The sequence below is a fragment of the Pseudomonas hamedanensis genome, from assembly GCF_014268595.2.
Taxonomy (GTDB): domain Bacteria; phylum Pseudomonadota; class Gammaproteobacteria; order Pseudomonadales; family Pseudomonadaceae; genus Aquipseudomonas; species Aquipseudomonas hamedanensis.
In genome coordinates this window covers 5,297,703-5,320,866 of record NZ_CP077091.1, presented here as the reverse complement: position 1 = coordinate 5,320,866, position 23,164 = coordinate 5,297,703, and the positions used below count along the sequence as shown (strand labels likewise).

Here is a 23,164-nt window from a genome sequence, read left to right as displayed (position 1 = left end):
ACAATACTGCGGCGGGTAAAAAAGATTTTTTCAATCGATGGGTGCAAAAACCTGATAACGCTCAATCGTCCGAGGTTTTGGCTTTGTATTCGCACAGATCCTCGATGCGGCAGCTGCCACACCGCGGTTTGCGCGCCAGGCAGACGTAACGACCGTGCAGGATCAGCCAGTGGTGGGAATCAAGCAGGAATTCTTTGGGTACAAACTTCATCAGTTTCTTTTCCACCTCGACCACATTCTTGCCCGGTGCAATGCCGGTGCGATTGCTGACGCGGAAAATGTGCGTGTCGACCGCCATGGTCAACTGGCGAAACGCGGTGTTGAGCACCACATTGGCGGTCTTGCGTCCTACGCCGGGCAGGGCTTCAAGTTCTTCGCGGGTCTGCGGGACTTCACTGTTGTGGCGCTCAACCAGCAAACGGCAGGTTTCAATGACGTTTTTTGCTTTGCTGTTATACAGGCCAATGGTCTTGATGTACTCGGACAAGCCTTCGACACCCAAGGCGTAGATCGCCGCGGGGGTATTGGCCACCGGGAACAGTTTTGCAGTGGCCTTGTTGACGCCCACGTCGGTTGATTGCGCCGAAAGAATCACCGCGATCAACAGTTCGAAAGGCGATGAGTAGGCCAGTTCGGTCTTCGGTTCGGGATTGTCTTCGTGCAGGCGGCGAAAGATCTCAAGACGTTTTGCGGCATTCATAGATGATGCTTTTCCTTGGTAACAGAGTGCGGGCGAGTCATCGCCTGACGGGCCGCCAACAACAGCCCCAACACTATAAAGGCGCCGGGAACCAGCGTGAACAGATGCAGCCCCTCGCTGAATACAACCAGGCCATGCCAGTGTTCAAACAAGCCCTGACCCAGACTGCCGCGTCCGATGACTTCACGCAGCCCGGCAAGCAGCAGCATCAGGCTGGCGAACAGACCGCAGCGTCTGCAGCGCACGGCCAGCGGATAGCGAAAGAAACCGCTGTGTTCCAGCACCACGCATTGCCAGGCGATCAACCCCGCATAGAGGGCCGAGGTCTGATACCAGGGCAGAAACCAGCGCTGCGCAATGATCTCGGCACAGCTGGTGATTGTGGCCGCGAGTACCACGCTTGCCAGCACTGCGCTTGCCTGCGTCAGGCGCGACCGCAAAGCCGACATGCACACGCCATAGCTGATGAGCACTGTAAAAAATAACAGGGTGGTCCCGAACGCCGCGCCCAGAGAGCCGGTAGCGCCGAGCAACGGCACCAGCATCAAGGCGCTTGCCGAGGTTGCCGCTGCGTTCATGTGCCGTTCTCCAGCAACGCCGACCGATGCGCGTCGAAGTAACGCAGCGCATCACGGATGGCCTCAAGGGTAGCGCGGGAAGTGATGGTCGCCCCGGCCATCTGATCAAACTGTCCCTGATCTTTTTTCAGCGCCCAGTCTGCGTCCGGGGGGGCAGTGAGCGATTTGCCGGTAAACATCTGTAGCCAGGCATTCGGCCTGTCACCGACAGGACCACCGAGGGCCGGTGTTTCGGTGTGTTTGAGCGTCTTTACGCCCATCAGCCTGCCGGTGGAATCGATAGCGATCAGCAATTCAAGCGGGCCCGCGTAGCCTTGGGTCTGACTGCGTAACAGCACCGCAACCGGCAGCCCAGCCTTGGTCGCACGATAGCCGGCTGTCAATTTGCTGTGGAGCAAGGCCGTGTCGACCAGTGTCAGTGGTTGTTCCAGCGGTTGATTGTCGTAGCGCTCGGCGGGCAGCACATCGAGCAGCTTGCGGCTGTCGATCAGACGCTGTTCGGCGGCAATCTGCGGCGCGCTGCTGCGCTGTAACAGATACGTCACGCTCATTCCGGCGATAGCCAGTAAACCCACCGTCAGGACATTTTTCGTACGGCTCATGGGGCAACCTGCGTTTGCCGCTTGGCGGCAAACCGCTCCAGCGTCGGAACACACAAATTCATCAGCAGCACTGCAAACGCGACACCGTCAGGGTAGCCGCCCCATGTACGGATCAAGTAGGTCAGCAGGCCGACGCCGATGCCGAACAGCAGGCGGGCAAGGGCACTTTTGGCACCGGACACCGGTTCGGTAATGATGAAAAAGGCGCCGAGCATGGTGGCGCCGCTCAGCAGATGGAACAGCGGTGAGCCATTTGAATCCGACCCGGAGCCGTTCCAGCAAAACAGGCTGATCAGCGTCAGGCTGGCAAGCATGCCCAGCGGCGCGTGCCAGCCGAACACTCGGCGCTGGAGCAAAAACAGACCACCGGCAAGAAACGCCAGATTCACCCACTCCACCCCGCGCCCGGCGAAATGACCGAACGCGGGATGTCCGGCGAACAGCTCGTCCATGGTCAGGCTTTTGTTGATGCGCAAAGCGTCCAGCACGGTGGCCTGCACCCACGCGTCCGGCGCTTGCGACGAAGCGAACACCTGTTGCAGGGCGCTGAACAGATCCATGCCCTGGGCAGGCCACTGGGTCATCGGCTGCGGGAACAGCACGATCGCCAGAGCGAAACCGAGCATCGCCGGGTTGAACGGGTTCTTCCCGAGGCCGCCGTACAGGTGTTTGCCGAACAACAAGCCGGCAGCCATCGCCGTCACGGTCAGCCACCAAGGGCAATAGGGCGGCAACGCGGCGGCCAGCAATGTTGCGCTGACCAACGCGCTGCCATCGCTCAGCGTGGCCCGCATGGCCTGACCGCGCAGCTTTATCACCGCTGCCTCGACGAACAAACCGGTGGTGATGCAAAGGGCCAGGTTAATCAATACCCCCCAGCCATACACCCAGAACAAGACCAACAATCCCGGAACGACGGCGAGCAGCACTCGTTTCATCGCCTGCGGCAGGCGATCATCCGTGGACTCAAGGGGCAGCATGGTCTTGCACCAGACGTTCGGCGTCGCGTAGCGCTTGTTCCAGCGTGGCGATCTGTTCCGGTGGCGCTTCTGCTGCCTGGGCTTTTTTAAGTTCGGCGCGGCGCATGGCCAGTTGAATCTTCGCTCGCTTCAGCTCCGCGTCTGCCGCCGGGGCCGGGGTTGCTGCCGGAGCCGGCACAGCCGCGCGTTCGAGTGCAACCAGTGCCTGTTCGGCTGCTTCGAACTGTTGTTGCAGCACGATCAGTTGCGACTGTTGTTCGAATGTCGGCGGGTGGCCGAACGCTTTCAGCGACTTGTGCAGTTGCGCACGGCTCATCGCCACGTCGATTTTGGCTTTTTTCAACGCGGCGTCTGCGTTTGCGGTTTTTTGCGCTCGCACCCGCTCCAGTGCCGCCTGCACGGGATCCGCCGTCGAGACTTGCGGCTGGACTGCGCGTCTGGCCCGGGCTTCGCGCTCAGCCTGCTTTTGCTGTTCCTCGCGTTGCAGGCGCGCGTTGCGCCGCTCGAAGCGCTGGCGGGCATGATCGCGTTTGGCATTGCGTGCGCGTTGCTCGTCGAGGCTGAAGGCCAGGCCCCCGGTGACCGGCAATGCTGTGGGTGGCAAAGGGCGCATTTCGATGCAATCGACGGGGCAGGGCGCTACACACAAGTCGCAGCCGGTGCACTCATCAATCAATACGGTGTGCATCAGTTTTGCTGCGCCGACGATGGCGTCGATCGGGCAAGCCTGAATGCACTTGGTGCAGCCGATGCATTCAGCTTCGCGGATATACGCCACTTGCGGTGGCGCCGCGCCGCGGCTGACGTCCAGTTCCAGCACCGGCACTTTCAACAACTCGGCCAGGGCCGCGATGGTTTCGTCACCCCCCGGAGGGCACTTGTTGATCGGCTCGCCGTCGGCGATGCCTTGCGCGTACGGTTTGCATCCCGGGTGGCCGCATTTACCGCACTGGGTCTGCGGCAAAAGGGCGTCGATGCGCTGAATCAGACTCATGTTTTGATCAGTCCACTGAATCCGAGAAAAATCACTGCGATCAGTCCGGCCCCGATCAGATCGATCGGCAGGCCGCGAAAGGGCAGGGGGATATCGTTGTCGGCGCTGCGTTCGCGTAAATCGTTGAACAGGCCAAGCACCAGCCAGAAGCCGAGTCCGGCACCGAGGCTCAGTGCTGTCGCGTGCAGCAGGCCTTTATCGATTTGGGCATTGATCAGTGCCAGCCCAAGCACACCGGCATTGCCCAGCAACAGCGGCCATAGCCCATCGAATGGCAGGTTTGGCAGCCAACGCGCCAGCCGCTTCACCAGCGGCGCAATCAGTAACACGCTTAACGGCAGGAACACGAACAGGCGCAAGGCTTGCAGTTGCAGTGGCACGAGCAGCCAATGCCAGACCGCGTAACCGATGACACCGACAATCACCATCAGACACAGCGTCGCCAGCCCCAACGCATGCACCTGGCGACGACTGCTCGCCAACAGCGGGTCGACGCCCAGCGGCCAGTGCAACACCAGGTTGTTGAGCAGCGCAGCACTGATAAGCGTAAGCACAAGTTCGGTCATGGTTCTGCCGGCAAACGGGCGGGTGTCTCGTAAGGTTAGGCATTATCCGGGCGCCAGGGTGGCCCGGCCAGATATGAAAAATCCCACCGGCATGCGGGGCACGCCGGTGGGATCGATTTACCGCAAGGTCTTACTTGATGCGTTGACCTGGCTTGGCGCCGCTGTCCGGGCTCAGCAGGTAGATTTCTTCACCGCCAGGGCCTGCCGCCATCACCATGCCTTCGGAAATGCCGAACTTCATTTTTCGTGGCTTGAGGTTGGCGATCATCATGGTCAGGCGACCGTCGAGTTTCGACGGATCCGGATAAGCGCTCTTGATCCCGGAGAATACGTTGCGTTGTTCGTCGCCGATATCGAGGGTCAGACGCAGCAGCTTGTCGGCGCCCTCAACGTGTTCGGCCTTGACGATCAGCGCCACGCGCAGGTCGATGGCGGCGAATGCGTCGAAGTCGATCTCCGGCGACAGCGGATCCTTGGCCAGCTCGCCGTTGCCCGCAGGTGCGGCGGCGCCGGTGTCAGTCTGGCTGGCGGTCAGGTCTTCTTTCGAGGCGTCGGTCATGGCTTGTACTTTTACCGGGTCGATGCGGGTCATCAACGGTTTGAATTCGTTGAGCTGATGGTTGGCCAGCAAGGTGGTGTGGTCGTTCCAGGTCAGCGGTGCGACGTTGAGGAACGCCTCGGCATCGGCGGCCAGCAGCGGCAGTACCGGTTTGAGGAAAATCACCAACTGGCGGAACAGGTTGATGCCGGTGGCGCAGATCGCCTGGACTTCATCCTGTTTGCCTTCCTGCTTGTTCAGCGACCACGGTGCCTTGTCGGCGATCCACGCATTGGCGCGGTCGGCCAGGGCCATGGTTTCGCGCATGGCACGGGCGAAATCGCGGGCTTCATAAGCGTCGGCAATGCCGGGCGCGGCGGCGAGGAAGGCCTCGGTCAGCTCCGGCGCGGCATTGTTGTCGACCAGCAGCCCGGCGTTGCCCTTGTGGATAAAGCCGGCGCAACGGCTGGCGATGTTGACCACTTTGCCGACCAGGTCGGAGTTGACCTTCTGCACGAAGTCTTCGAGGTTCAGGTCCAGATCGTCGACGCCACGGCCCAGTTTGGCCGCGTAGTAGTAGCGCAGGTATTCCGGCGACAGGTGATCCAGATACGTCCGGGCCTTGATGAAGGTGCCGCGCGACTTGGACATCTTCTGGCCGTTGACGGTCAGGTAGCCGTGCACGTTGATTGCGGTCGGCTTGCGGAAGCCCGCGCCTTCGAGCATCGCTGGCCAGAACAGCGCGTGGAAGTTGACGATGTCCTTGCCGATGAAATGGTACAGCTCGGCGGTCGAGTCCTTGCCCCAGAACGCGTCGAAGTCCAGCTCCGGCGTGCGATCACAGAGGTTCTTGAAGCTGGCCATGTAGCCGATCGGCGCGTCCAGCCACACGTAGAAATACTTGCCCGGTTCGCCCGGAATCTCGAAACCGAAGTATGGCGCGTCGCGAGAAATGTCCCACTGTTGCAGGCCGGCATCCAGCCATTCGGACAGCTTGTTGGCGACAGCGTCTTGCAGGGTGCCGCTGCGAGTCCAGGCCTGCAGCATTTCCTGGAAGTCCGGCAGCTTGAAGAAGAAGTGCTGGGAATCCTTGAGCACCGGGGTGGCGCCGGAGATCGCCGACTTCGGATCCTTCAGGTCGGTCGGTGCGTAGGTTGCACCGCATTTTTCGCAGTTGTCGCCGTACTGGTCTTCAGTGCCGCATTTCGGGCAGGTGCCCTTGATGAAGCGATCGGCCAGGAACATTTTCTTTTCCGGGTCGAAATACTGGGTGATCGAGCGCTGGGCGATGTGCCCGGCGTCACGCAGCTTGAGGTAGATCTGGCTCGACAGCTCACGGTTTTCTTCGGCGTGAGTGGAGTGGAAGTTGTCGAAGTCGACCAGGAAGTCGGCAAAGTCGGCGCTGTGTTCAGCCTGCACGTTGGCGATCAGTTGTTCAGGGGTGATGCCTTCCTTTTCCGCACGCAGCATGATCGCCGAACCGTGGGCGTCGTCGGCGCAGACATAAATGCATTGGTTGCCGCGATGCTTCTGGAAGCGCACCCACATATCGGTCTGGATGTATTCCAGCATGTGGCCAAGGTGGATCGAACCGTTGGCGTAGGGCAGGGCGCTGGTGACGAGGATCTTGCGTGGCTCGGACATGGGGCTTCGCTACTTGATGAAACGGAGGTCGGCCACTATAAAGCGCCGGCGCATATTTTTCACCCCTGTGCCGCTGGGTACTTTGAGAGCTCTTGTGGCGAGGGGATTTATCCCCGCTGGGTGGCGAAGCCGCCCCAAAACCTGCTTTCTCGGCGTAACAGTCATACCGTGTGCATGAATTGGCGACTGCTGCGCAGCCGAACGGGGATAAATCCCCTCGCCACAATGGCTTTCCAGCTCGGGTAATCTGTTCGCCTCAGATCGGTCTCCAGCGTAGGATAGCCGTCATCTTTTCCAGTCTTGTTATCGGAGTTGCCCATGAGCGCCGTCACTCGCGCAGCGGTGGAAGCCGTCCTCAGCCAATACACCGACCCCTACCTGAACCAGGACCCGGTCAGCGCCGGTTGTGTGAAAAACATCGAGATCGTCGGTGATCGCGTCAATGTGCAGATGGAAATCGGTTATGCCGCCGGCCTGTTCAAGAGCGGTTGGGCGCAACTTCTGCAACTGGCCATTGAAAACATCGAAGGCGTGGTGATTGCTCGCGTCGAAGTGACCAGCGTGATCGCCGCGCACAAGGCCCAGGCGCAGATTCCGGGGCTGGCCAACGTCAAGAACGTGGTCGCGGTGGCGTCCGGCAAGGGCGGCGTGGGCAAATCGACCACCGCCGCCAACCTCGCGCTGGCGCTGGCCCGCGAAGGCGCGAAGGTGGGCATTCTCGACGCCGATATCTACGGCCCGAGCCAGGGCATCATGTTCGGCATTCCCGAGCGCACCCGCCCGGAGGTCAAGGATCAGAAGTGGTTCGTGCCACTCAAGGCCCATGGCGTGGAAGTCATGTCCATGGCGTTCCTGACCGACGACAACACGCCGATGGTCTGGCGCGGGCCGATGGTTTCCGGGGCGTTGCTGCAACTGGTCACACAAACCGCGTGGGGCGACCTGGACTATCTGGTGATCGACATGCCGCCGGGCACCGGTGATATCCAACTGACCCTGGCGCAGAAAGTCCCGGTGGCGGGCGCGGTGATCGTCACCACGCCGCAGGACCTGGCGCTGCTCGACGCGCGCAAAGGCGTGGAAATGTTCCGCAAGGTCAACATTCCGGTGCTGGGCGTGGTGGAAAACATGGCGGTGCACATCTGCTCGAACTGCGGCCATGCCGAGCATTTGTTCGGTGAAGGCGGCGGTGAGAAACTGGCGACCCAGTACGGCGTCGAATTGCTGGCCTCGCTACCACTGTCGATGCTGATCCGTGAGCAGGCCGACGGTGGCAAACCTACGGTGATCGCCGAGCCGGACAGCCAGATTGCCATGGTCTATCAGGAACTGGCCCGCCACGTTGGCGCGCGCATTGTGTTGCAGGAAGCGGCAACGCCGGCGATGCCGAATATCACCATCAGCGACGATTAAACAAACGCTGGATAAAAATGTGGGAGCGGGCTTGCTCGCGAACGCGGTGTGTCATTCAACTGATTAGTTGTCTGACCCAACGCGTTCGCGAGCAAGCCCGCTCCCACAGTTGTTTTGTATCGTCGGTTAGATGCGCAACCCGCCATCCATCTCCAGAATCCGCCCGGTGTAATAGTCGTTTTCGAAGATGTATGCGGCCGAATGGGCGATCTCTTCCGGCCTGCCCATGCGCTTGAGCGGAATCCCCGAAGTCATCTTTTCCAGCGCTTCCGGCTTCATCCCCAGCGTCATTTCTGTTTCGATGAAACCTGGTGCAATGCCCGCCACCCGAATGCCGTAGCGCGCCAGTTCTTTCGCCCAGGTCACGGTCGCCGCCGCCACGCCGGCCTTGGCTGCGGAATAGTTGGTCTGGCCAACATTGCCCGCACGAGAAATGGACGAAATGTTGATGATCGCGCCGCTATTCTTCAACTCGACCATCTTCGCCGCCACCTCACGGGTGCAGAGGAAAACGCCGGTCAGGTTGACGTCGATCACCGCCTGCCACTGGGCCAGGCTCATCTTGGTCATTTCGCCATCCTTGACCTTCAACAGCAGGCCATCGCGCAGGATGCCGGCATTGTTGATCAGACCGTGAATCGCGCCGAAATCGGCGGCGACCTGAGCAACCATGTGCTCGACCTGCTCTTCATTGGCGACGTTGCACAGGTAACTGCGCGCTTCGACACCCTTGGCTTTGCAGGCGGCCACGGCGGCGTCGAGTTTTTCCTGGTTCAGATCGACCAAGGCCAGTTTCGCGCCTTTGCCGGCGAAATACTCAGCCATGGAACGGCCCAAACCCTGGCAACCGCCGGTGATAATGATTACTTTGTCGTTGAGTTGCATTCGCATGTCTCGCTGGCAGGTCTGAGTTGTTTTTGTTGTCGGCAACGCTCGCTCGGCACCGGTCCAGGCCAGGATGCCCGTGAACATTGCGCGATGCGTGCCGGTTACTTTTATCCGCGCGCCTGTCCGTTTTCTAGACGGAATCCATTTAAGGAGTCATAAATTGAGCGTTGAAGTGGCGAAGAATGCCCGAGAATTGCTTCTCAAGGAATACCGCGGAGTGCTGTCGACCCACTCCAAGTCGATGCCGGGATTTCCGTTTGGCTCCGTTGTGCCGTATTGCCTGGACGAGCAGGGCCGTCCGCTGATCCTGATCAGCCGCATTGCCCAGCACACGCACAATCTGCAAAAAGACCCGAAATGTTCGATGCTGGTCGGCGAACGTGAAGCCGACGACGTGCAGGCTGTCGGGCGTCTGACCTATTTGGCCGAAGCGCAAAAGCTGGAAGATCCTGCCACCATCGACGCCGCCGCCGAGCGTTATTACCGTTACTTCCCGGATTCGCAGAACTATCACAAGGCCCATGACTTTGATTTCTGGGTGCTCAACCCGGTGCGTCACCGCTACATCGGCGGTTTCGGTGCGATCCACTGGGTTGAGGATCTGACCCTGGCCAATCCGTTCGTCGGCAAGGCTGAGATCAGCATGGTCGAGCACATGAACAGTGACCACGCCAAGGCCATCGCCCATTACGTCGAACTCGCCGGGTTGCCGAGTACCGTGCCGGCGCAACTGGCCGGGATCGACAGTGAGGGTATGCACGTGCGCATTGGTCAGGCGCTGTATTGGTTGCCCTTCGCAGCGCCATGTAATACGCCGACACAAGTACGCGAGGCCTTGGTTTCTCTGGCTCACGCCGCATCCTGGCCAAAAAATACGGCAGATTAAGCTTGAATTCACGCAAGGGCGACGTCATCTAAGGCTTACTGCAAGGCATTTCTTGCGTTGAGGAAACTTTGATGCGCCCTTTTCTGTTGCTCTTTCTGCTGTTTCCAGTGCTGGAGCTGTTCGTATTCGTCAAAGTGGCAGGGGCGATCGGGTTTTTCCCGGCCCTGCTGCTGATCATTGTCGGCTCGATGTTCGGTGTGTTTGTGTTGCGCATCGCCGGTCTGGCCACGGCACTGCGTGCCCGTGAAAGCCTGAACCGCGGCGAACTGCCCGCACAAACCATGCTCGAAGGCCTGATGCTGGCACTGGCCGGTGGCCTGTTGATCATTCCGGGTTTCATCAGCGATGTGGTGGGTCTGGTGATGCTGTTGCCGTTCACCCGTCGTCTGCTGGCAAACAAAATGCGCCAGCGCGCCGAAGACCAGGCCATGCGCCAACGCGCCTTTGCCGACGACCTGCAACCGCGTGGCGGTCCTGCGCCGCGCGAGCCGCTGGGACGCGAGCCGAATGTGATCGAAGGCGAGTTCGAACACCGCGACCACAAGTAACCTCTGCATCGACACGGCACCTTCGGGTGCCGTGTTCGTTTGGGCACTTTTTTACGCTGCCGCAATGAAAAATTTTTTCCGTCAGCCCTTGTAATCGGCTTGTACGCCCCTATGTATCGGTCACCGAAAGGTTTCCGGTATTCAAACCGGACAGACTTGCGCGGTTCGCTCGACGGACCGCAACCGGCGCAGGCCGGATTCGTTAAACCCGCCGGGACTACACCGGCCGATGAAAACCACAATTAGGAGAGATCGACAATGAAGCTTCGTCCTCTGCATGACCGCGTCGTTATCCGTCGCAGCGAAGAAGAAAAGAAAACCGCTGGCGGTATCGTCCTGCCAGGTTCGGCTGCTGAAAAAGCCAACCACGGTGTGATTCTGGCTGCGGGTCCAGGCAAGGCACTGGAAAACGGTGAAGTACGTGCGCTGGCCGTGAAAGTGGGTGACAAGGTTGTTTTCGGCCCTTACTCCGGCAGCAACACTGTGAAAGTCGACGGCGAAGACCTGCTGGTAATGAGCGAGAACGAAATTCTCGCCGTTCTGGAAGACTGATTTCCCGTTCATTTTCCCGTTACTACAAAGTATTTAAGGAATATCGATCATGGCTGCTAAAGAAGTTAAATTCGGCGATTCCGCCCGCTCCAAGATGCTCAAAGGCGTCAACGTTCTGGCTGACGCGGTAAAAGCGACCCTGGGCCCGAAAGGCCGTAACGTGATCATCGAGAAAAGCTTCGGCGCTCCGACCATCACCAAGGATGGCGTTTCCGTAGCAAAAGAAATCGAACTGGAAGACCGTTTCGAAAACATGGGCGCGCAGCTGGTCAAAGACGTTGCCTCCCGTGCCAACGATGACGCAGGCGACGGCACCACCACCGCTACCGTTCTGGCTCAGGCAATCGTCAACGAGGGCTACAAGGCCGTCGCTGCCGGCATGAACCCAATGGATCTGAAGCGCGGCATCGACAAGGCAACCATCGCCATCGTTGCCGAGCTGAAAAAACTGTCCAAGCCATGCGCTGACACCAAGGCTATTGCTCAGGTAGGCACCATCTCTGCCAACTCCGACAGCTCCATCGGCGACATCATTGCCGAAGCCATGGAAAAAGTCGGCAAAGAAGGCGTGATCACCGTTGAAGAAGGCTCGGGCCTGGAAAACGAACTGTCGGTTGTAGAAGGCATGCAGTTCGACCGTGGCTACCTGTCGCCGTACTTCGTCAACAAGCCAGACACCATGGTTGCCGAGCTGGACAGCCCGCTGATCCTGCTGGTCGACAAAAAGATCTCCAACATCCGTGAAATGCTGCCAGTACTGGAAGCCGTTGCCAAAGCCGGCCGTCCGCTGCTGATCGTTTCCGAAGACGTTGAAGGCGAAGCCTTGGCGACGCTGGTCGTGAACAACATGCGTGGCATCGTCAAAGTCGCGGCCGTCAAGGCTCCAGGCTTCGGCGACCGTCGCAAGGCCATGCTGCAGGACATCGCTGTTCTGACCGGCGGTACTGTCATCTCCGAAGAGATCGGCCTGAGCCTCGAAAGCGCCACCCTGGAAAACCTGGGTAGCGCCAAGCGCGTGACCATCTCCAAGGAAAACACCATCATCGTTGACGGTGCTGGCGTGCAGGCAGACATCGAAGGCCGTATCGCTCAGATCCGCGCCCAGGTTGCCGAAACTTCCTCGGACTACGACCGTGAAAAACTGCAAGAGCGTCTGGCCAAGCTGTCCGGCGGCGTTGCAGTGATCAAGGTTGGCGCCGGTTCCGAAGTTGAAATGAAAGAGAAGAAAGCCCGCGTTGAAGACGCCCTGCACGCAACCCGTGCAGCCGTTGAAGAAGGCGTGGTGCCTGGCGGTGGCGTTGCGCTGATCCGTGCTCTGGAAGCCTTGACCGGTCTGACCGGCGACAACGCTGACCAGAACGTCGGCATCGCTGTGCTGCGTCGCGCGGTTGAAGCGCCGCTGCGTCAGATCGCTGCCAACTCCGGTGACGAGCCAAGTGTTGTCGTTAACGAAGTGAAGAACGGCAAAGGTAACTACGGTTACAACGCCGCTTCCGGCGAATACGGCGACATGATCGAACTGGGCATCCTGGACCCAACCAAGGTGACTCGTTCGGCGCTGCAGGCAGCATCCTCCATCGGCGGTCTGATCCTGACCACTGAAGCGGCGATCGCTGATGCACCGAAGAAAGAAGGCTCGGCTGGCGGCGGTATGCCAGACATGGGCGGCATGGGTGGCATGGGCGGCATGATGTAAGCCAGCCCTGGCCCTGTAACGCAAAACCCCGCCTGCGCGAGCAGGCGGGGTTTTTTATTGCCCGGATTTCAGCTTCACACCGATCCCCTGTAGGAGTGAGCTTGCTCGCGATAGCGGTGTGTCATTCAAATGGTCAGTGACTGACACACCGCTATCGCGAGCAAGCTCACTCCTACATTGAATGCGTGTTTCAGGCGTTGATCGGGTGTGGATTCATTACCGTCGCAGCCTTGCTCGCCGGACGATAAAGCACCCAGTAATACGCCCCCAGACAAATCAGCCAGCAAAAAATTGCCGTCCACACGTTGTGCGAAAAGAAGTGTGCGCCCTGCATCATGCGGCTGATCGAGAACACTGAACCCAGTGCAAAGGCAAACACGAACGCCTGCCGCGCCAGTCTTGGACGACGGTCGCGCAGCACGAAAAACAGCGCAAACAAGGTGAACCCCGTTGCGGCATGACCGCCGGGCCAGCACCGTCCCGGCTTGTCGGTGGCCGGGCGATGTTCCATCAGTTTGCTGTAGGTTTCATGGCCGCCGAATTGCTCCAGGCTCCACGGGCATTGCACCGCGGTCACCGCTTTGACGGGCGTCACGAACGAGGTGGCCAAACCGAGCGACAGCACCAGGCAACCCAGTTCGCGCTTGAACGGCTTGAGCCGGTCGAGGAAAAAAGTGCCGACGAAGCCAAGGATGGCAAACACCGAGAACGCGATCACCACCTGTTTGGCCCGGTCATGCAGGATGTCTTCGAGAAAGTAGCTATGGCGTCCGATAAAATCGCCGGCAACCGGGTCGTAGAACAGGCGCGCCAGGGTCATATCCAGATCGGTCAGTTCCAGCAACACCAGCATGATCGCCGCGGCGATGGGAATGCCCAGGCACAGCCACAAATTCAAAGGCCTGGAAATGGGGCGGGCAGAGGTCGTTACCATGGGTTTTTTCCTGGGTCGGTCAGTGTGTTCTAAGTGCGCAACCGCGCGGAGTCTGCCGCCCTCGGCGTCGGCGAATCGTTAACCGAAAGTGAAAAAAGCGTTGCGTGCAGCAATCAGCATCTTTCTCGCGAAACAACCCGACACATGCCTAGCTCTGGACCACACTTGGCCGTAAGCTGCGCGGGCCAAGACGGCCGCTACCCCGTTCGGAGGAGGTACCCATGCGTATTCTGCTGGTTGAAGACAACCGCGACATCCTGGCCAATCTGGCCGATTATCTGGGCCTCAAAGGCTATACCGTCGATTGCGCACAAGACGGCCTGTCGGGCCTGCATCTGGCGGCCACTGAGCATTACGACCTGATCGTGCTCGACATCATGCTGCCCGGTATCGATGGCTACACGCTGTGCAAGCGTCTGCGTGAAGACGCCCGGCGCGACACCCCGGTGATCATGCTCACCGCCCGCGATCAGTTGGATGACCGTTTGCAGGGCTTCAAGTCCGGAGCCGACGATTACCTGATCAAGCCCTTCGCCCTGTCGGAGCTCGCCGCACGTGTCGAAGCCGTGATGCGCCGCGCCCAGGGCGGCGGACGGCGTGCCTTGCAGGTCGGTGACCTGAGCTACGACCTCGATACCCTGGAAGTGACCCGCGAAGGCAAGCTGCTGAAACTCAACCCGGTTGGCCTCAAATTGCTGGCGGTGTTGATGCAGAAAAGTCCGCACGTCTTGCGCCGGGAAATTCTCGAAGAGGCCTTGTGGGGCGATGATTGCCCGGACAGCGATAGCCTGCGCAGCCATGTCCATCAGTTGCGCCAAGTGATCGACAAACCGTTTGCCAAGCCGCTGCTGCACACCGTGCACGGAGTCGGTTACCGCTTGGCCGATGCCTGATGGAGTTCAGGCAAAGTCTTTCCCAGCGGATCATCATTGCCTTTGCGCTGATGAGCGCGCTGGTGGCGGGGGCCTTCGCCATGGGCATCGTCGCGACGGTGCACCTGGTCGAAGAAAAACTGATCTCGGCAGGCTTGGGCGGTGACCTGCAGCGCCTGCTGTTGATGGACAACGTCTCGGACTGGAGCCATCGGCCCGAGCCGGATCAGTTGTTCTATTTCAGTGGCGGCCCCGGTGATTTCGAGCTGCCCAAGGATCTGCGTCATCTGGATTCGGGTTTCCACGAAGTCTTTCGCGAGCAACTGTCCTACCACGCGATGGTCGAGATCGTGGATGGCCGTCGCTACGTGCTGCTGCAGGATCAAAGCGATTTCGAGGAGCGCGAGCGCGTGCTGTTCGCCGTGGTCCTGGTGGGTTTCGTGCTCAGCCTGGCACTGGCGGTGTTTCTCGGCTGGGTACTCGCGCGCAAGGTGATGGCGCCGGTGGTGCGCCTGGCGCGCCAGGTCCGCCATCGCGACCAGTTGCTCGGATTGGCGCCACCGTTGGCGCCGGATTACGCGGCTGACGAGGTCGGTGAGTTGGCAGTAGCGTTCGATGCCACGTTGGGGCGCTTGCGTCAGGCATTGACGCGTGAGCGCCTGTTCACCAGCGACGTCAGCCATGAGTTACGCACGCCGTTGATGGTGTTGGCCAGCTCCTGCGAACTGCTGCTGGAAAATCCGGGTATCGACCAGCGCGGTCGGGCTCAGGTGGAGCGCATTGCTCGAGCCAGTGAAGAGATGCGCGAGCTGGTGCAAACCTTTCTGATGCTGGCCCGCGCGCAGAACGAAGAACCTGGCGCGGCACCGCAGCAAAACCTCACGCAGGTGGCGCAAAGCTTGCTCTGCCTGTGGCGTGAGCCGATCGAACGCAAGGGCCTGACATTGATGTTCGAGCCGGGCAACCCAGCGGATAGCCGTTACAACGCGACGTTGCTCAACGCGGTCATGGGCAACCTGCTGCGCAACGCGCTGCATTACACCGAACAGGGTTTCATTCGCCTGACGCTCACTGCCAACGGCTTTATCGTCGAGGATTCCGGCGTTGGCATCCCTGAAGAAAAGCGCGAGGCGATGTTTGAGCCTTTCGTGCGCGGCAGCGAAAAACGCGGTGAAGGCCTGGGGCTTGGCCTGTCGCTGGTGCAGCGCATCTGCGAAAACCAGGGCTGGACCGTGAGTCTCAGCACGATGGAGCCCAATGGCTGCCGATTCGAGGTAGATCTTGGCGGGAATGGACGCAAATAGTCGCTTCAGGCTACTCCCGCCCACCTGTCTAAATCCTGTATAACGTTGTAATAATTTGTCGGTTTACCTTACATTTTTTTCACAATTGGATGACCTGACGCTGACACGCCACTGATTAAGGTGGCGTCATCAGACATTCAGGAGTCCAGATGATGGCCGACCCGATCAAGCTCGATTTTTCCGAAAAGTACGACGACCAGCACGCACAGCGATACCTGCGCAAGCACAAGGAAAGTCTGGGCCGTCGTCTGTCCCACTGGCGCGATGAGCAATTGGCACGCAAGGCCCTGGCGCTTGCGGGTGACCCTGGCCTGGTGCTGGATCTGCCCTGCGGTGCCGGGCGGTTCTGGCCGCTGCTGGCAGAAAAACCCAACCGGGTGATCATCGGCGCGGACAACTCCGAATCGATGATCAAAACGGCGTTGCAAGGGCAACCGGCCGATGTGGTAAAGCGCGTTCAGCCGTTGCACACCTCGGCGTTTGATATCGCCCTGCCGGATAACGCGGTCGACAGCATTTTCTGCATGCGTCTGCTGCACCATATCGGTGAGTCCGAGCACCGTCAGGTGATCCTGCGCGAGTTCGAACGGGTAACCCGCGACAGTGTGATTGTTTCCTTGTGGGTCGACGGCAATTTCAAAGCCTGGAAGCGCAAGCGCGCCGAGCTGGATCGCCCGAATCGCGACTACCAGAATCGTTTTCTGATTCCGGCGGCGACGATCGAAAAAGAATTTGAACAGGCCGGTTTCCGCATTCAGGAACAACTGGACTTTATTCCGCTCTATGCGATGTGGCGGGTTTACGTATTACGCAAGAGGTAGAGGATGGCAGTGCAAGCAGCGGTTGAAGCGGATGTCGCAGCACAGGATCGTTTCGATTACTACTGGAACCAGCGTGGCGAATGGGTTGAAGAACCCAACGTGCGTCGTGGTGGCGAAAGCGGTGTGCAACGCGTGGTCGGGCGTGACGGCCAACTGCTGTACGCCAAGCGCCAGACGGGGCACATCTACCGCAGTTGGCTGCACCCGTTCGGCCGTCCGACCGTATTGCGTGAACTGGATGCGCTGACCGGCGTCAGCAAGCTGGGCGTGCGCGTCCCCGAGATCGTGTTTTGTGGTGCACAGCCTGATCCGCAGCACAAATGGCGCGCGCTGCTGGTGACCAGGTCCCTCGACGGATTCCAGGAACTGGAACACTGGCTGGCCGCTGCTGGCGGTCGCGATCAGTGTGGCGACGGGGTCTTTGAGCGGGTGCTCAAGGATCTGGCCGAGAACCTGGCACGCATGCACAAGGGCCGCTGGCAACACAGCTGCATTTACATCAAGCACGTATTTGTCCGGGTGACCGGTGAAGGCGAAGCGGCCAAGGTCGAAGTGGCATTGATCGATCTGGAAAAATGCCGTCAGCGTCTGACCGCCTATCGCGCAGCGCAGCATGACATGAAGCAATTGCGGCGCCATTCGTCGTTCCGCGAAGCCGACTGGAAAAAACTCGTCTATTTTTATGAGACGGCGTTTGGCAGCGCTATCAAAGGTTTATAGCGATGAAACTCGAAATTGCACGAGGTATGTTCCTGGTAGGGGCCTTGGCAGTTGCTTCTCTGGCGGTGGCGGCCTGGGAGCAGCCGCGCATGCAGGTCATCGGCGCGTCTGAAACAGACGCTCACTGCGCGGCACCACGGGTGGCGAAGGCCTCCGTGGCAACCCAGCCAGATCATGATCTGCTGTTGTTCATGTTTGGTCTGTCGCAAGGGATGAGGCCAGCCAGTTGAAACGATTGAAGCCCAAATAAAAGGCCTCGCAAATGCGAGGCCTTTTTTATTGTCGGTATTCGAGCCAATACATATCCCCTGTGGGAACGATCAAACCGCATTCGCGAGCAAGCTCGCTCCCACAGGGGGGACACAGGTGTTATTTGGGATCCGGTTTCGCCAGAAATGTGTAGACGCACGGCAGCACGAACAACGTAAACAGCGTACCGATCGACATCCCCGTGGCAATCACCATGCCGATATCAAAGCGGCTGACCGCACCCGCCCCGGTCGCCAGAATCAGCGGCACCATGCCGAACACCATCGCCGCTGTGGTCATGAGCACCGGGCGCAAGCGAATCGCTGCGGCTTCTTCCACCGCCTCTCGCGCCGTCAGGCCCTTGTCCTTGCGCAACTGGTTGGCGAACTCGACGATCAGAATGCCGTGTTTGCTGATCAGGCCAATCAGCGTCACCAACCCGACCTGGGTGTAGATGTTCATGCTCGACCAGCCGAGGAACAGCGGAATCAGCGCGCCGCAAATCGACAGCGGCACGGTGACCAATATCACCAAAGGATCGCGGAAGCTTTCGAACTGCGCCGCCAGCACCAGAAAAATGATCGCCAGCGCCAGGGTGAAAGTCACCCACAAGGCGCTGCCTTCCTGCACGTATTGGCGCGAAGCACCGCCGTAGTCGAAGGCAAACCCGGCCGGCGCTTCTTCCCGGGCGATCTGCAGCACAGTGTCGATGGCTTCGCCCATGCTCACCAGCGGGAAGCCGGAAATCTTCGCCGCGTTGAGCTGCTGGAACTGATTGAGCTGGCGCGGCCGCGCACGGTCGCTGACCTTGATCAGGGTCGACAGTGGCAGTAACTCGCCCTGGGTATTTTTCACGTAGTAATTGTTCAGCCACTCCGGATTGTCGCGGTAGGCCCGTTCGACCTGCGCGATCACCTTGTAGCTGCGCCCGTCGATGGTGAAACGGTTGATTTCCGCCTCACCGAGCAATGTCGCCAGCGTGCCGCCGAGGTCAAGCATCGACACGCCCATCTGCGCGGCCTTGGCGCGGTCGATATCGACCACTACTTCCGGTTTGTCAAAAGCCAGGTCGAGGTCGACGAAAGCGAATTTGCCCGATTCCATGGCGCGTTTTTTGATCCGGTCGGCGACTTGCAGCAGCAGCTCATAGTCGTTGGCGGTGTTGACGACGAACTCGAACGGTAAGCCTTCACCGGTGCCGGGCAGGGAGGGCAGGTTGAAACCGAAGATCTGCAAGCCGGAAATGCCTTCCAGTTTGCTCTGCACCTCGGGAAGGATTTCCATCTGGGTGCGGCTGCGCTCGTTCCATGGCTTGAGCAGGAAACCGCCGATCCCGGCCTGCACGCCGTTGTAGCCGTTGATCTGGAACGAGGAGTAGTACTCGGGAAACGCTTTGAAGATGGTAATGAATTCGTCGGTGTAGGCGCTCAGGTACTCAAGGTTGGTCGGCTGCGGCGCGCTGGCCATCATGAAAATGATGCCCTGGTCTTCGTCCGGCGCCAGTTCCGACTTGGTGAACTTGAGGAACACCGGGATCAGGCACAACACGATCAGCGCGAACACCAGCACCACCGGGCGGGTGTTGAGCGTGCCGTGGAGCATGCTTTGATAGCGGCGCTTGAGGCTGTCGAAGATGCGGTCCAGGCGATGGGCCAGGCCGCTGGGGTTTTCTTCGTGGCGCAGCAAATAGGCGCACATCATCGGCGACAGCGTCAGGGCGACGATGCCGGAAATCACCACCGCACCGGCCAGGGTCAGCGCGAACTCCTTGAACAGCGCCCCGGTCAGTCCGGTGAGGAAACCGATCGGCGCGTACACCGCCGCCAGGGTGATGGTCATCGATACCACGGGCATGGCGATTTCCCGGGCGCCTTCCAGCGCAGCATCGAACGGCGTCTTGCCTTCCTCTATGTGCCGGTGGATGTTTTCCACCACGACAATCGCATCATCCACCACCAGACCGATGGCCAGTACCATCGCCAGTAGCGTCAGCAGGTTCATCGAGTAGCCCATCATCTGCATGAAGAACATCACGCCGATCATCGACAATGGAATGGTCACCACCGGGATCACCACCGAGCGCAACGCCCCGAGGAACAGGAACACCACGACGATAACGATCAGCACTGCTTCGAACAGGGTTTTCACCACCTCGTCGATGGACGCCTGAATAAACAGCGTGGCGTCGTAGGCGATTTCGCTTTTCAGGTTCGGTGGCAACTGTGCCTCCAGCTCGGGCATCAGCTTGCGTACTTCCTTGATCACGTCCAGCGGGTTGGCCCCCGGCGTGGCCTTGATGCCGATGTACACCGAGGGCGTGCCGCCGAACGAACTGATCGTGTCGTAGTTTTCCGCGCCCATTTCCACCCGCGCCACATCGCTGAGCAGCACGCGGCTGTCGCCATCGACCTTGAGCGGAATCGCCGCAAAGGCCTCAGCGGACTTCAGTTCGGTGTTGGCGTTGATGCTGGTGACGGTGTATTCACCTTTCACTTCGCCGGCAGCGGAGAGGAAGTTGTACTGGCGCACCGCAGCGGTCACGTCGGCGGCGCTGAGGCCGAAGCCGGCGAGTTTCACCGGGTCGAGCCACAGGCGCATGGCAAACACCTGGTTGCCGAGAATTTCCGCTTCGGCCATGCCCGGCAGGGTTGCCAGTTTCGGCTGGATCACCCGGGACAGGTAGTCGGTGATCTGCGGGTTGCTCAAATCCTTGCTGAAGAAGCTGATGTACATCAGCGCCGAGGCGTCGGCGGACTCTTTGCTCAGCACCGGATCTTCGGCGTCCTGGGGCAGCTTGTTCTTGACCTCGTTGGCCTTGGCCAGTAACTCGGTAAACAAGCGGTCAGTGTTGGCACCGATGCGCGCGTAGATCGAGATCGTCGAGAAGTTCTGCCGGCTGACCGAGGTCATGTAGTCGATGCCTTCGGCGCTCGCCAGGCTCTGCTGCATCGGTTGGGTGATATAGCCCTGAATGGTTTCCGCGTTGGCCCCGGGGTACGCCGTGGTCACGGTGATCAGGGCGTTTTCCATTTGTGGATATTGGCGCAGCGGCAGCTTGCTCCAGGCCTGGAAGCCCAGCAGCACAATCAGCAGGCTGACCACGGTGGCCAGCACCGGGCGGCGGATGAACGGATCGGTAAAAGCCATGGGGATTCCTTGATCAGTCGGCGCGGGGCGGACTGTTCTGCTCGCCGAGGGTCTTGTCGGCGCTGATGGCAATGCGCGCGCCGTTGTCCAGTTTGATCTGGCCGGCCGTCACTACCTGCTCGCCGTTCTGCACGCCCTTGTTGATCAACACCAGGCCATCACGGCGTTCACCAGTCTCGATGAAGCGCCGTTCGGCGATCAGCACCGGTTGGCCCTTGTCGTCTTTTTCGACGCTGCCGTCCTCGGCCTTCTTCTGTGCGACCACGTAGACCGAGTTGCCGTAGAGCGTGTAAGTGATTGCGCTTTCCGGCACCACGATGTGTTTCTGCTGATCCGGCAGCAGCACCTGGAGGCTGGCGAACATGCCCGGCAGCAGTTTGCCGTCGGGGTTGGCCAGGGTGGCGCGGACCAGAATGTTGCGCGTGGTGCTTTCGACGATCGGGTTGATCGCGCTGATCTTGCCGGCGAAGTTCTGCCCGGGGTACGCGGCGACGCTGATCTGTACGGGCTGGCCGACGGCGAGTTTCGGCACCGATTGTTCGGGCACGTAAAAGTCGGCGTAGAGGCTGCTCAAATCCTGCAACGTGGCAATTCGGGTGCCGCTGGCGAGGTAGTCGCCGACGTCGACCTGACGGATGCCGATGGTGCCGCTGAAAGGCGCGAGGATGCGTTTTTTCGCCAGGGAGGCGTTGAGCTGATTGACCGTGGCCTTGTTCTTTTGCAGCACGGCGGAGAGGCGGTCGTATTCGCCCTTGGAGATGGCGCGGCTGTCGACCAGTTGGCTGCCCCGCGCGAAATCCAGTTGCGCCAGCCCGAGGTCAGCCCGGGCGGTTTCCAGCAGAGCGGTTTCGACGGCGCTGTCGAGTTGCAGCAGCGGTTGCCCGGCCTTGACCTTCTGTCCGGATTCGAACTTCAGTTCAGTGACGGTGCCGGCGACTTCCAGACTCAGCTCCACGCCTTGCAACGCCTTGAGCGTGCCGACGGTGGGCAAGCGCATCTGCCACGGCTGTTCGCTGGCATTGGCGACGGCGACACTGATCGGTGGCTTGGGCTTGGAGAAGCCCTGGATCATCGTGTAGATCGAAAAGGCCTTGTAACCGCCCAGTACCAGGACGATCAGCAAAACAACACCCAACATGATCAGCATGCGGCGACGCAGCATATGTCCAGTTCCTTGGATAAATCATGAGACAGGCGGGCACATTACTCCGAGTGCAGGGGGGATTCCAACTGGCAGTTGTTACAGGTGGGTGCGAATAGAAACATTGTGGCGAGGGGATTTATCCCCGCTAGGTGGCGAAGCCGCCCCAAGACCTGAGATCACGGTCTGTCTGTCAAACCTTGTCGGATGGTTTTGGGGCGGCTTCGCCACCCAACGGGGATAAATCCCCTCGCCACAGGGTGGGGGCCATCCAGAGGTGGGGCGTTATCAGGCCATCAAGTGAAGATGGTTATCCCAGAGCCCCGCCGGCAGTTCCAGCGGTTTGGCCAGCAGTTGTTCCTGGCGGCAATCGTAGTAACGGCAACGGCCCTGTCCCGAGGTCACCACGAAACCGTCCTTCACCGCACCAACCCCGGCGCAATCCGGCAACGGCGCATCAAGGCGAACCTCTGCGCTGTCCAGATCCCAGATAAAGAAGCGGTTGCCGCGCGGAGCGGTCAGGGCGACCAGACGCAGCTCGCTGTGCACGGCGACGCTGGCGGTGTAATGCCCCATCGCCTGCAACTGATGTTCGGCTACCGGGAACGCCACGAACGGTTGCCCTGGCCGCTTGATCGCCAACAGCTCCGAGCGCTCGTGGGACGGGCCCATGAATTGCTGGCCGGCGACGATGGTGCCGTCGCTGGCGATGCCCAGATGGCGCACGCTGTTCATCTGCTGGGCAAGGGTTTCCTTGCTCAGCAGCGTACCGTCGCGTTGCATCAGGACCAGGCTTGGCTCCATGGCGTCGAGGTTCATGTCGACGCGGCTTTCCGCCTCGGTGCGAATCCCGCCGTTGGCCACCACCAGCGTCTCGCCGTCAGGCATCCATGACACCTGATGCGGGCCGAGGCCGTGGGTGGAGATCTCGCCTGTGTGCAGCAGCCGTTCGCCGTCGAACTTGTACACCCCGAGCAAACCACGACCAGGATCGGTCGTGTCGTTTTCAGTGGCATACAGGTATTCGCCGTCCTTGTGCACCACGGCGTGGCCGTAAAAGTGCCGGTTCGGCTGCGAGGTCACGGTTTGCAGCAGCTTGCCGTCGCGCAGGTCGATCAGGTAACTCTCGGTGCCCGGACGCCGTGCGACGAACAGCGCCAGCGGCTGCGTCGGGTGATTGATGATGTCATGGCAACGCTGACCGACGTGGGTGGCGAACACCCGCGTGCCGTCGAGGCGATAACCGACCGCGTAATGCTTGCCATCGGTGTCGTCGCGCGCCGACAGCAACAGCGGGCTCTGATCCTTGCGTTTGAACAGCGTCCAGCCGCCCAGCGTCACTGCTCCCAGCAGTGCACTTCCTAAAGTCAGCACCTGACGTCGCAGCATGG

General features: G+C 60.1%; 22 protein-coding genes. 10 read left to right on the top strand and 12 right to left on the bottom strand.

Annotated elements, in window-relative coordinates; translation table 11 throughout:
* Nucleotides 1-61: 61 nt before the first annotated feature.
* The 7 genes from nth to metG all read right to left on the bottom strand — a co-directional run bounded on the left by nth (nt 62) and on the right by metG (nt 6,602).
* Complete coding sequence (gene nth, locus HU739_RS23225) at nt 62-700, bottom strand: endonuclease III (protein ID WP_186550044.1); 639 nt, start codon at nt 698-700, stop codon at nt 62-64.
* Nucleotides 697-1,278, bottom strand: a complete 582-nt coding sequence (locus HU739_RS23220) for an Rnf-Nqr domain containing protein (protein WP_186550046.1) — start codon at nt 1,276-1,278, stop codon at nt 697-699. The genes nth and HU739_RS23220 overlap by 4 nt, the downstream gene beginning before the upstream one ends.
* Nucleotides 1,275-1,880 (bottom strand): RnfABCDGE type electron transport complex subunit G, encoded by a 606-nt coding sequence (locus HU739_RS23215; protein WP_186550048.1) that lies wholly within the window; start codon nt 1,878-1,880, stop codon nt 1,275-1,277. The genes HU739_RS23220 and HU739_RS23215 overlap by 4 nt, the downstream gene beginning before the upstream one ends.
* The gene (locus HU739_RS23210; protein WP_186550050.1) at nt 1,877-2,860 is read right to left on the bottom strand and encodes an RnfABCDGE type electron transport complex subunit D; all 984 of its coding nucleotides are present in this window, start codon (nt 2,858-2,860) and stop codon (nt 1,877-1,879) included. The genes HU739_RS23215 and HU739_RS23210 overlap by 4 nt, the downstream gene beginning before the upstream one ends.
* Nucleotides 2,847-3,854, bottom strand: a complete 1,008-nt coding sequence (gene rsxB / locus HU739_RS23205) for an electron transport complex subunit RsxB (protein WP_186550052.1) — start codon at nt 3,852-3,854, stop codon at nt 2,847-2,849. The genes HU739_RS23210 and rsxB overlap by 14 nt, the downstream gene beginning before the upstream one ends.
* A complete protein-coding gene (locus tag HU739_RS23200) occupies nt 3,851-4,420 on the bottom strand; it encodes an electron transport complex protein RnfA (RefSeq protein WP_186550054.1) in 570 nt (189 codons plus the stop codon). The genes rsxB and HU739_RS23200 overlap by 4 nt, the downstream gene beginning before the upstream one ends.
* A gap of 130 nt (nt 4,421-4,550) precedes the next feature.
* The gene (gene metG / locus HU739_RS23195) at nt 4,551-6,602 is read right to left on the bottom strand and encodes a methionine--tRNA ligase (protein ID WP_186550056.1); all 2,052 of its coding nucleotides are present in this window, start codon (nt 6,600-6,602) and stop codon (nt 4,551-4,553) included.
* Between the two features lie 318 nt (nt 6,603-6,920).
* Between metG and apbC the strand changes: the two genes are divergently transcribed.
* Complete coding sequence (gene apbC, locus HU739_RS23190) at nt 6,921-8,015, top strand: iron-sulfur cluster carrier protein ApbC (RefSeq protein WP_186550059.1); 1,095 nt, start codon at nt 6,921-6,923, stop codon at nt 8,013-8,015.
* A 126-nt stretch (nt 8,016-8,141) separates the two neighbouring features.
* Here the strand turns inward: apbC and HU739_RS23185 are convergent, their stop codons facing one another.
* Entirely contained in the window at nt 8,142-8,900 is a 759-nt protein-coding gene (locus tag HU739_RS23185; protein WP_186550061.1) for an SDR family oxidoreductase, read from the bottom strand.
* A 163-nt stretch (nt 8,901-9,063) separates the two neighbouring features.
* Here HU739_RS23185 and HU739_RS23180 point away from each other — a divergent pair, with 163 nt between their 5' ends.
* The 4 genes from HU739_RS23180 (at nt 9,064) to groL (ending at nt 12,585) form a co-directional block, all read left to right on the top strand.
* Nucleotides 9,064-9,789: a HugZ family pyridoxamine 5'-phosphate oxidase gene (locus tag HU739_RS23180; protein ID WP_186550063.1), complete on the top strand. Its 726-nt coding sequence runs from the start codon at nt 9,064-9,066 to the stop codon at nt 9,787-9,789.
* A gap of 71 nt (nt 9,790-9,860) precedes the next feature.
* A complete protein-coding gene (locus HU739_RS23175) occupies nt 9,861-10,337 on the top strand; it encodes an FxsA family protein (protein ID WP_090285827.1) in 477 nt (158 codons plus the stop codon).
* Between the two features lie 258 nt (nt 10,338-10,595).
* A complete protein-coding gene (locus HU739_RS23170) occupies nt 10,596-10,889 on the top strand; it encodes a co-chaperone GroES (protein ID WP_057723898.1) in 294 nt (97 codons plus the stop codon).
* Between the two features lie 49 nt (nt 10,890-10,938).
* Nucleotides 10,939-12,585 (top strand): chaperonin GroEL, encoded by a 1,647-nt coding sequence (groL, locus tag HU739_RS23165; RefSeq protein WP_186530161.1) that lies wholly within the window; start codon nt 10,939-10,941, stop codon nt 12,583-12,585.
* Between the two features lie 190 nt (nt 12,586-12,775).
* Here groL and HU739_RS23160 read toward each other — a convergent pair whose 3' ends face one another.
* On the bottom strand, nt 12,776-13,519 hold the full coding sequence (locus HU739_RS23160) for a phosphatase PAP2 family protein (protein WP_186550065.1): 744 nt from the start codon (nt 13,517-13,519) through the stop codon (nt 12,776-12,778).
* A 221-nt stretch (nt 13,520-13,740) separates the two neighbouring features.
* Here HU739_RS23160 and colR point away from each other — a divergent pair, with 221 nt between their 5' ends.
* From colR to HU739_RS23135, 5 genes are all read left to right on the top strand, one after another.
* Entirely contained in the window at nt 13,741-14,412 is a 672-nt protein-coding gene (gene colR, locus HU739_RS23155) for a two-component system response regulator ColR (RefSeq protein ID WP_186550067.1), read from the top strand.
* Nucleotides 14,412-15,695, top strand: coding sequence for a sensor histidine kinase (locus tag HU739_RS23150; protein ID WP_186550069.1), 1,284 nt, complete (start codon nt 14,412-14,414; stop codon nt 15,693-15,695). The genes colR and HU739_RS23150 overlap by 1 nt, the downstream gene beginning before the upstream one ends.
* A gap of 152 nt (nt 15,696-15,847) precedes the next feature.
* Nucleotides 15,848-16,516 carry a class I SAM-dependent methyltransferase gene (locus HU739_RS23145; RefSeq protein WP_186550071.1) on the top strand — a complete coding sequence of 223 codons (669 nt, stop codon included), beginning with the start codon at nt 15,848-15,850 and terminating at the stop codon, nt 16,514-16,516.
* A gap of 3 nt (nt 16,517-16,519) precedes the next feature.
* The gene (locus HU739_RS23140) at nt 16,520-17,236 is read left to right on the top strand and encodes a lipopolysaccharide kinase InaA family protein (protein ID WP_186550073.1); all 717 of its coding nucleotides are present in this window, start codon (nt 16,520-16,522) and stop codon (nt 17,234-17,236) included.
* A gap of 2 nt (nt 17,237-17,238) precedes the next feature.
* Nucleotides 17,239-17,466 (top strand): hypothetical protein, encoded by a 228-nt coding sequence (locus tag HU739_RS23135; protein ID WP_186550075.1) that lies wholly within the window; start codon nt 17,239-17,241, stop codon nt 17,464-17,466.
* 139 nt (nt 17,467-17,605) lie between these two features.
* Here HU739_RS23135 and HU739_RS23130 read toward each other — a convergent pair whose 3' ends face one another.
* The 3 genes from HU739_RS23130 to HU739_RS23120 form a co-directional block, all read right to left on the bottom strand.
* Nucleotides 17,606-20,632: a multidrug efflux RND transporter permease subunit gene (locus tag HU739_RS23130; RefSeq protein WP_186550077.1), complete on the bottom strand. Its 3,027-nt coding sequence runs from the start codon at nt 20,630-20,632 to the stop codon at nt 17,606-17,608.
* 13 nt (nt 20,633-20,645) lie between these two features.
* Nucleotides 20,646-21,794 (bottom strand): efflux RND transporter periplasmic adaptor subunit, encoded by a 1,149-nt coding sequence (locus tag HU739_RS23125; protein WP_186550079.1) that lies wholly within the window; start codon nt 21,792-21,794, stop codon nt 20,646-20,648.
* A gap of 267 nt (nt 21,795-22,061) precedes the next feature.
* Nucleotides 22,062-23,162: a DUF1513 domain-containing protein gene (locus HU739_RS23120; protein WP_186550082.1), complete on the bottom strand. Its 1,101-nt coding sequence runs from the start codon at nt 23,160-23,162 to the stop codon at nt 22,062-22,064.
* Nucleotides 23,163-23,164: the final 2 nt, after the last annotated feature.

Bases quoted from the DNA above. Each gene is read 5' to 3' on its own strand.
- nth (WP_186550044.1), bottom strand. From the start codon at position 700: ATGAATGCCGCAAAACGTCTTGAGATCTTTCGCCGCCTGCACGAAGAC.
- HU739_RS23220 (WP_186550046.1), bottom strand. From the start codon at position 1,278: ATGAACGCAGCGGCAACCTCGGCAAGCGCCTTGATGCTGGTGCCGTTG.
- HU739_RS23215 (WP_186550048.1), bottom strand. From the start codon at position 1,880: ATGAGCCGTACGAAAAATGTCCTGACGGTGGGTTTACTGGCTATCGCC.
- HU739_RS23210 (WP_186550050.1), bottom strand. From the start codon at position 2,860: ATGCTGCCCCTTGAGTCCACGGATGATCGCCTGCCGCAGGCGATGAAA.
- rsxB (WP_186550052.1), bottom strand. From the start codon at position 3,854: ATGAGTCTGATTCAGCGCATCGACGCCCTTTTGCCGCAGACCCAGTGC.
- HU739_RS23200 (WP_186550054.1), bottom strand. From the start codon at position 4,420: ATGACCGAACTTGTGCTTACGCTTATCAGTGCTGCGCTGCTCAACAAC.
- metG (WP_186550056.1), bottom strand. From the start codon at position 6,602: ATGTCCGAGCCACGCAAGATCCTCGTCACCAGCGCCCTGCCCTACGCC.
- apbC (WP_186550059.1), top strand. From the start codon at position 6,921: ATGAGCGCCGTCACTCGCGCAGCGGTGGAAGCCGTCCTCAGCCAATAC.
- HU739_RS23185 (WP_186550061.1), bottom strand. From the start codon at position 8,900: ATGCAACTCAACGACAAAGTAATCATTATCACCGGCGGTTGCCAGGGT.
- HU739_RS23175 (WP_090285827.1), top strand. From the start codon at position 9,861: ATGCGCCCTTTTCTGTTGCTCTTTCTGCTGTTTCCAGTGCTGGAGCTG.
- HU739_RS23170 (WP_057723898.1), top strand. From the start codon at position 10,596: ATGAAGCTTCGTCCTCTGCATGACCGCGTCGTTATCCGTCGCAGCGAA.
- groL (WP_186530161.1), top strand. From the start codon at position 10,939: ATGGCTGCTAAAGAAGTTAAATTCGGCGATTCCGCCCGCTCCAAGATG.
- HU739_RS23160 (WP_186550065.1), bottom strand. From the start codon at position 13,519: ATGGTAACGACCTCTGCCCGCCCCATTTCCAGGCCTTTGAATTTGTGG.
- colR (WP_186550067.1), top strand. From the start codon at position 13,741: ATGCGTATTCTGCTGGTTGAAGACAACCGCGACATCCTGGCCAATCTG.
- HU739_RS23150 (WP_186550069.1), top strand. From the start codon at position 14,412: ATGGAGTTCAGGCAAAGTCTTTCCCAGCGGATCATCATTGCCTTTGCG.
- HU739_RS23145 (WP_186550071.1), top strand. From the start codon at position 15,848: ATGGCCGACCCGATCAAGCTCGATTTTTCCGAAAAGTACGACGACCAG.
- HU739_RS23140 (WP_186550073.1), top strand. From the start codon at position 16,520: ATGGCAGTGCAAGCAGCGGTTGAAGCGGATGTCGCAGCACAGGATCGT.
- HU739_RS23135 (WP_186550075.1), top strand. From the start codon at position 17,239: ATGAAACTCGAAATTGCACGAGGTATGTTCCTGGTAGGGGCCTTGGCA.
- HU739_RS23130 (WP_186550077.1), bottom strand. From the start codon at position 20,632: ATGGCTTTTACCGATCCGTTCATCCGCCGCCCGGTGCTGGCCACCGTG.
- HU739_RS23125 (WP_186550079.1), bottom strand. From the start codon at position 21,794: ATGCTGCGTCGCCGCATGCTGATCATGTTGGGTGTTGTTTTGCTGATC.
- HU739_RS23120 (WP_186550082.1), bottom strand. From the start codon at position 23,162: ATGCTGCGACGTCAGGTGCTGACTTTAGGAAGTGCACTGCTGGGAGCA.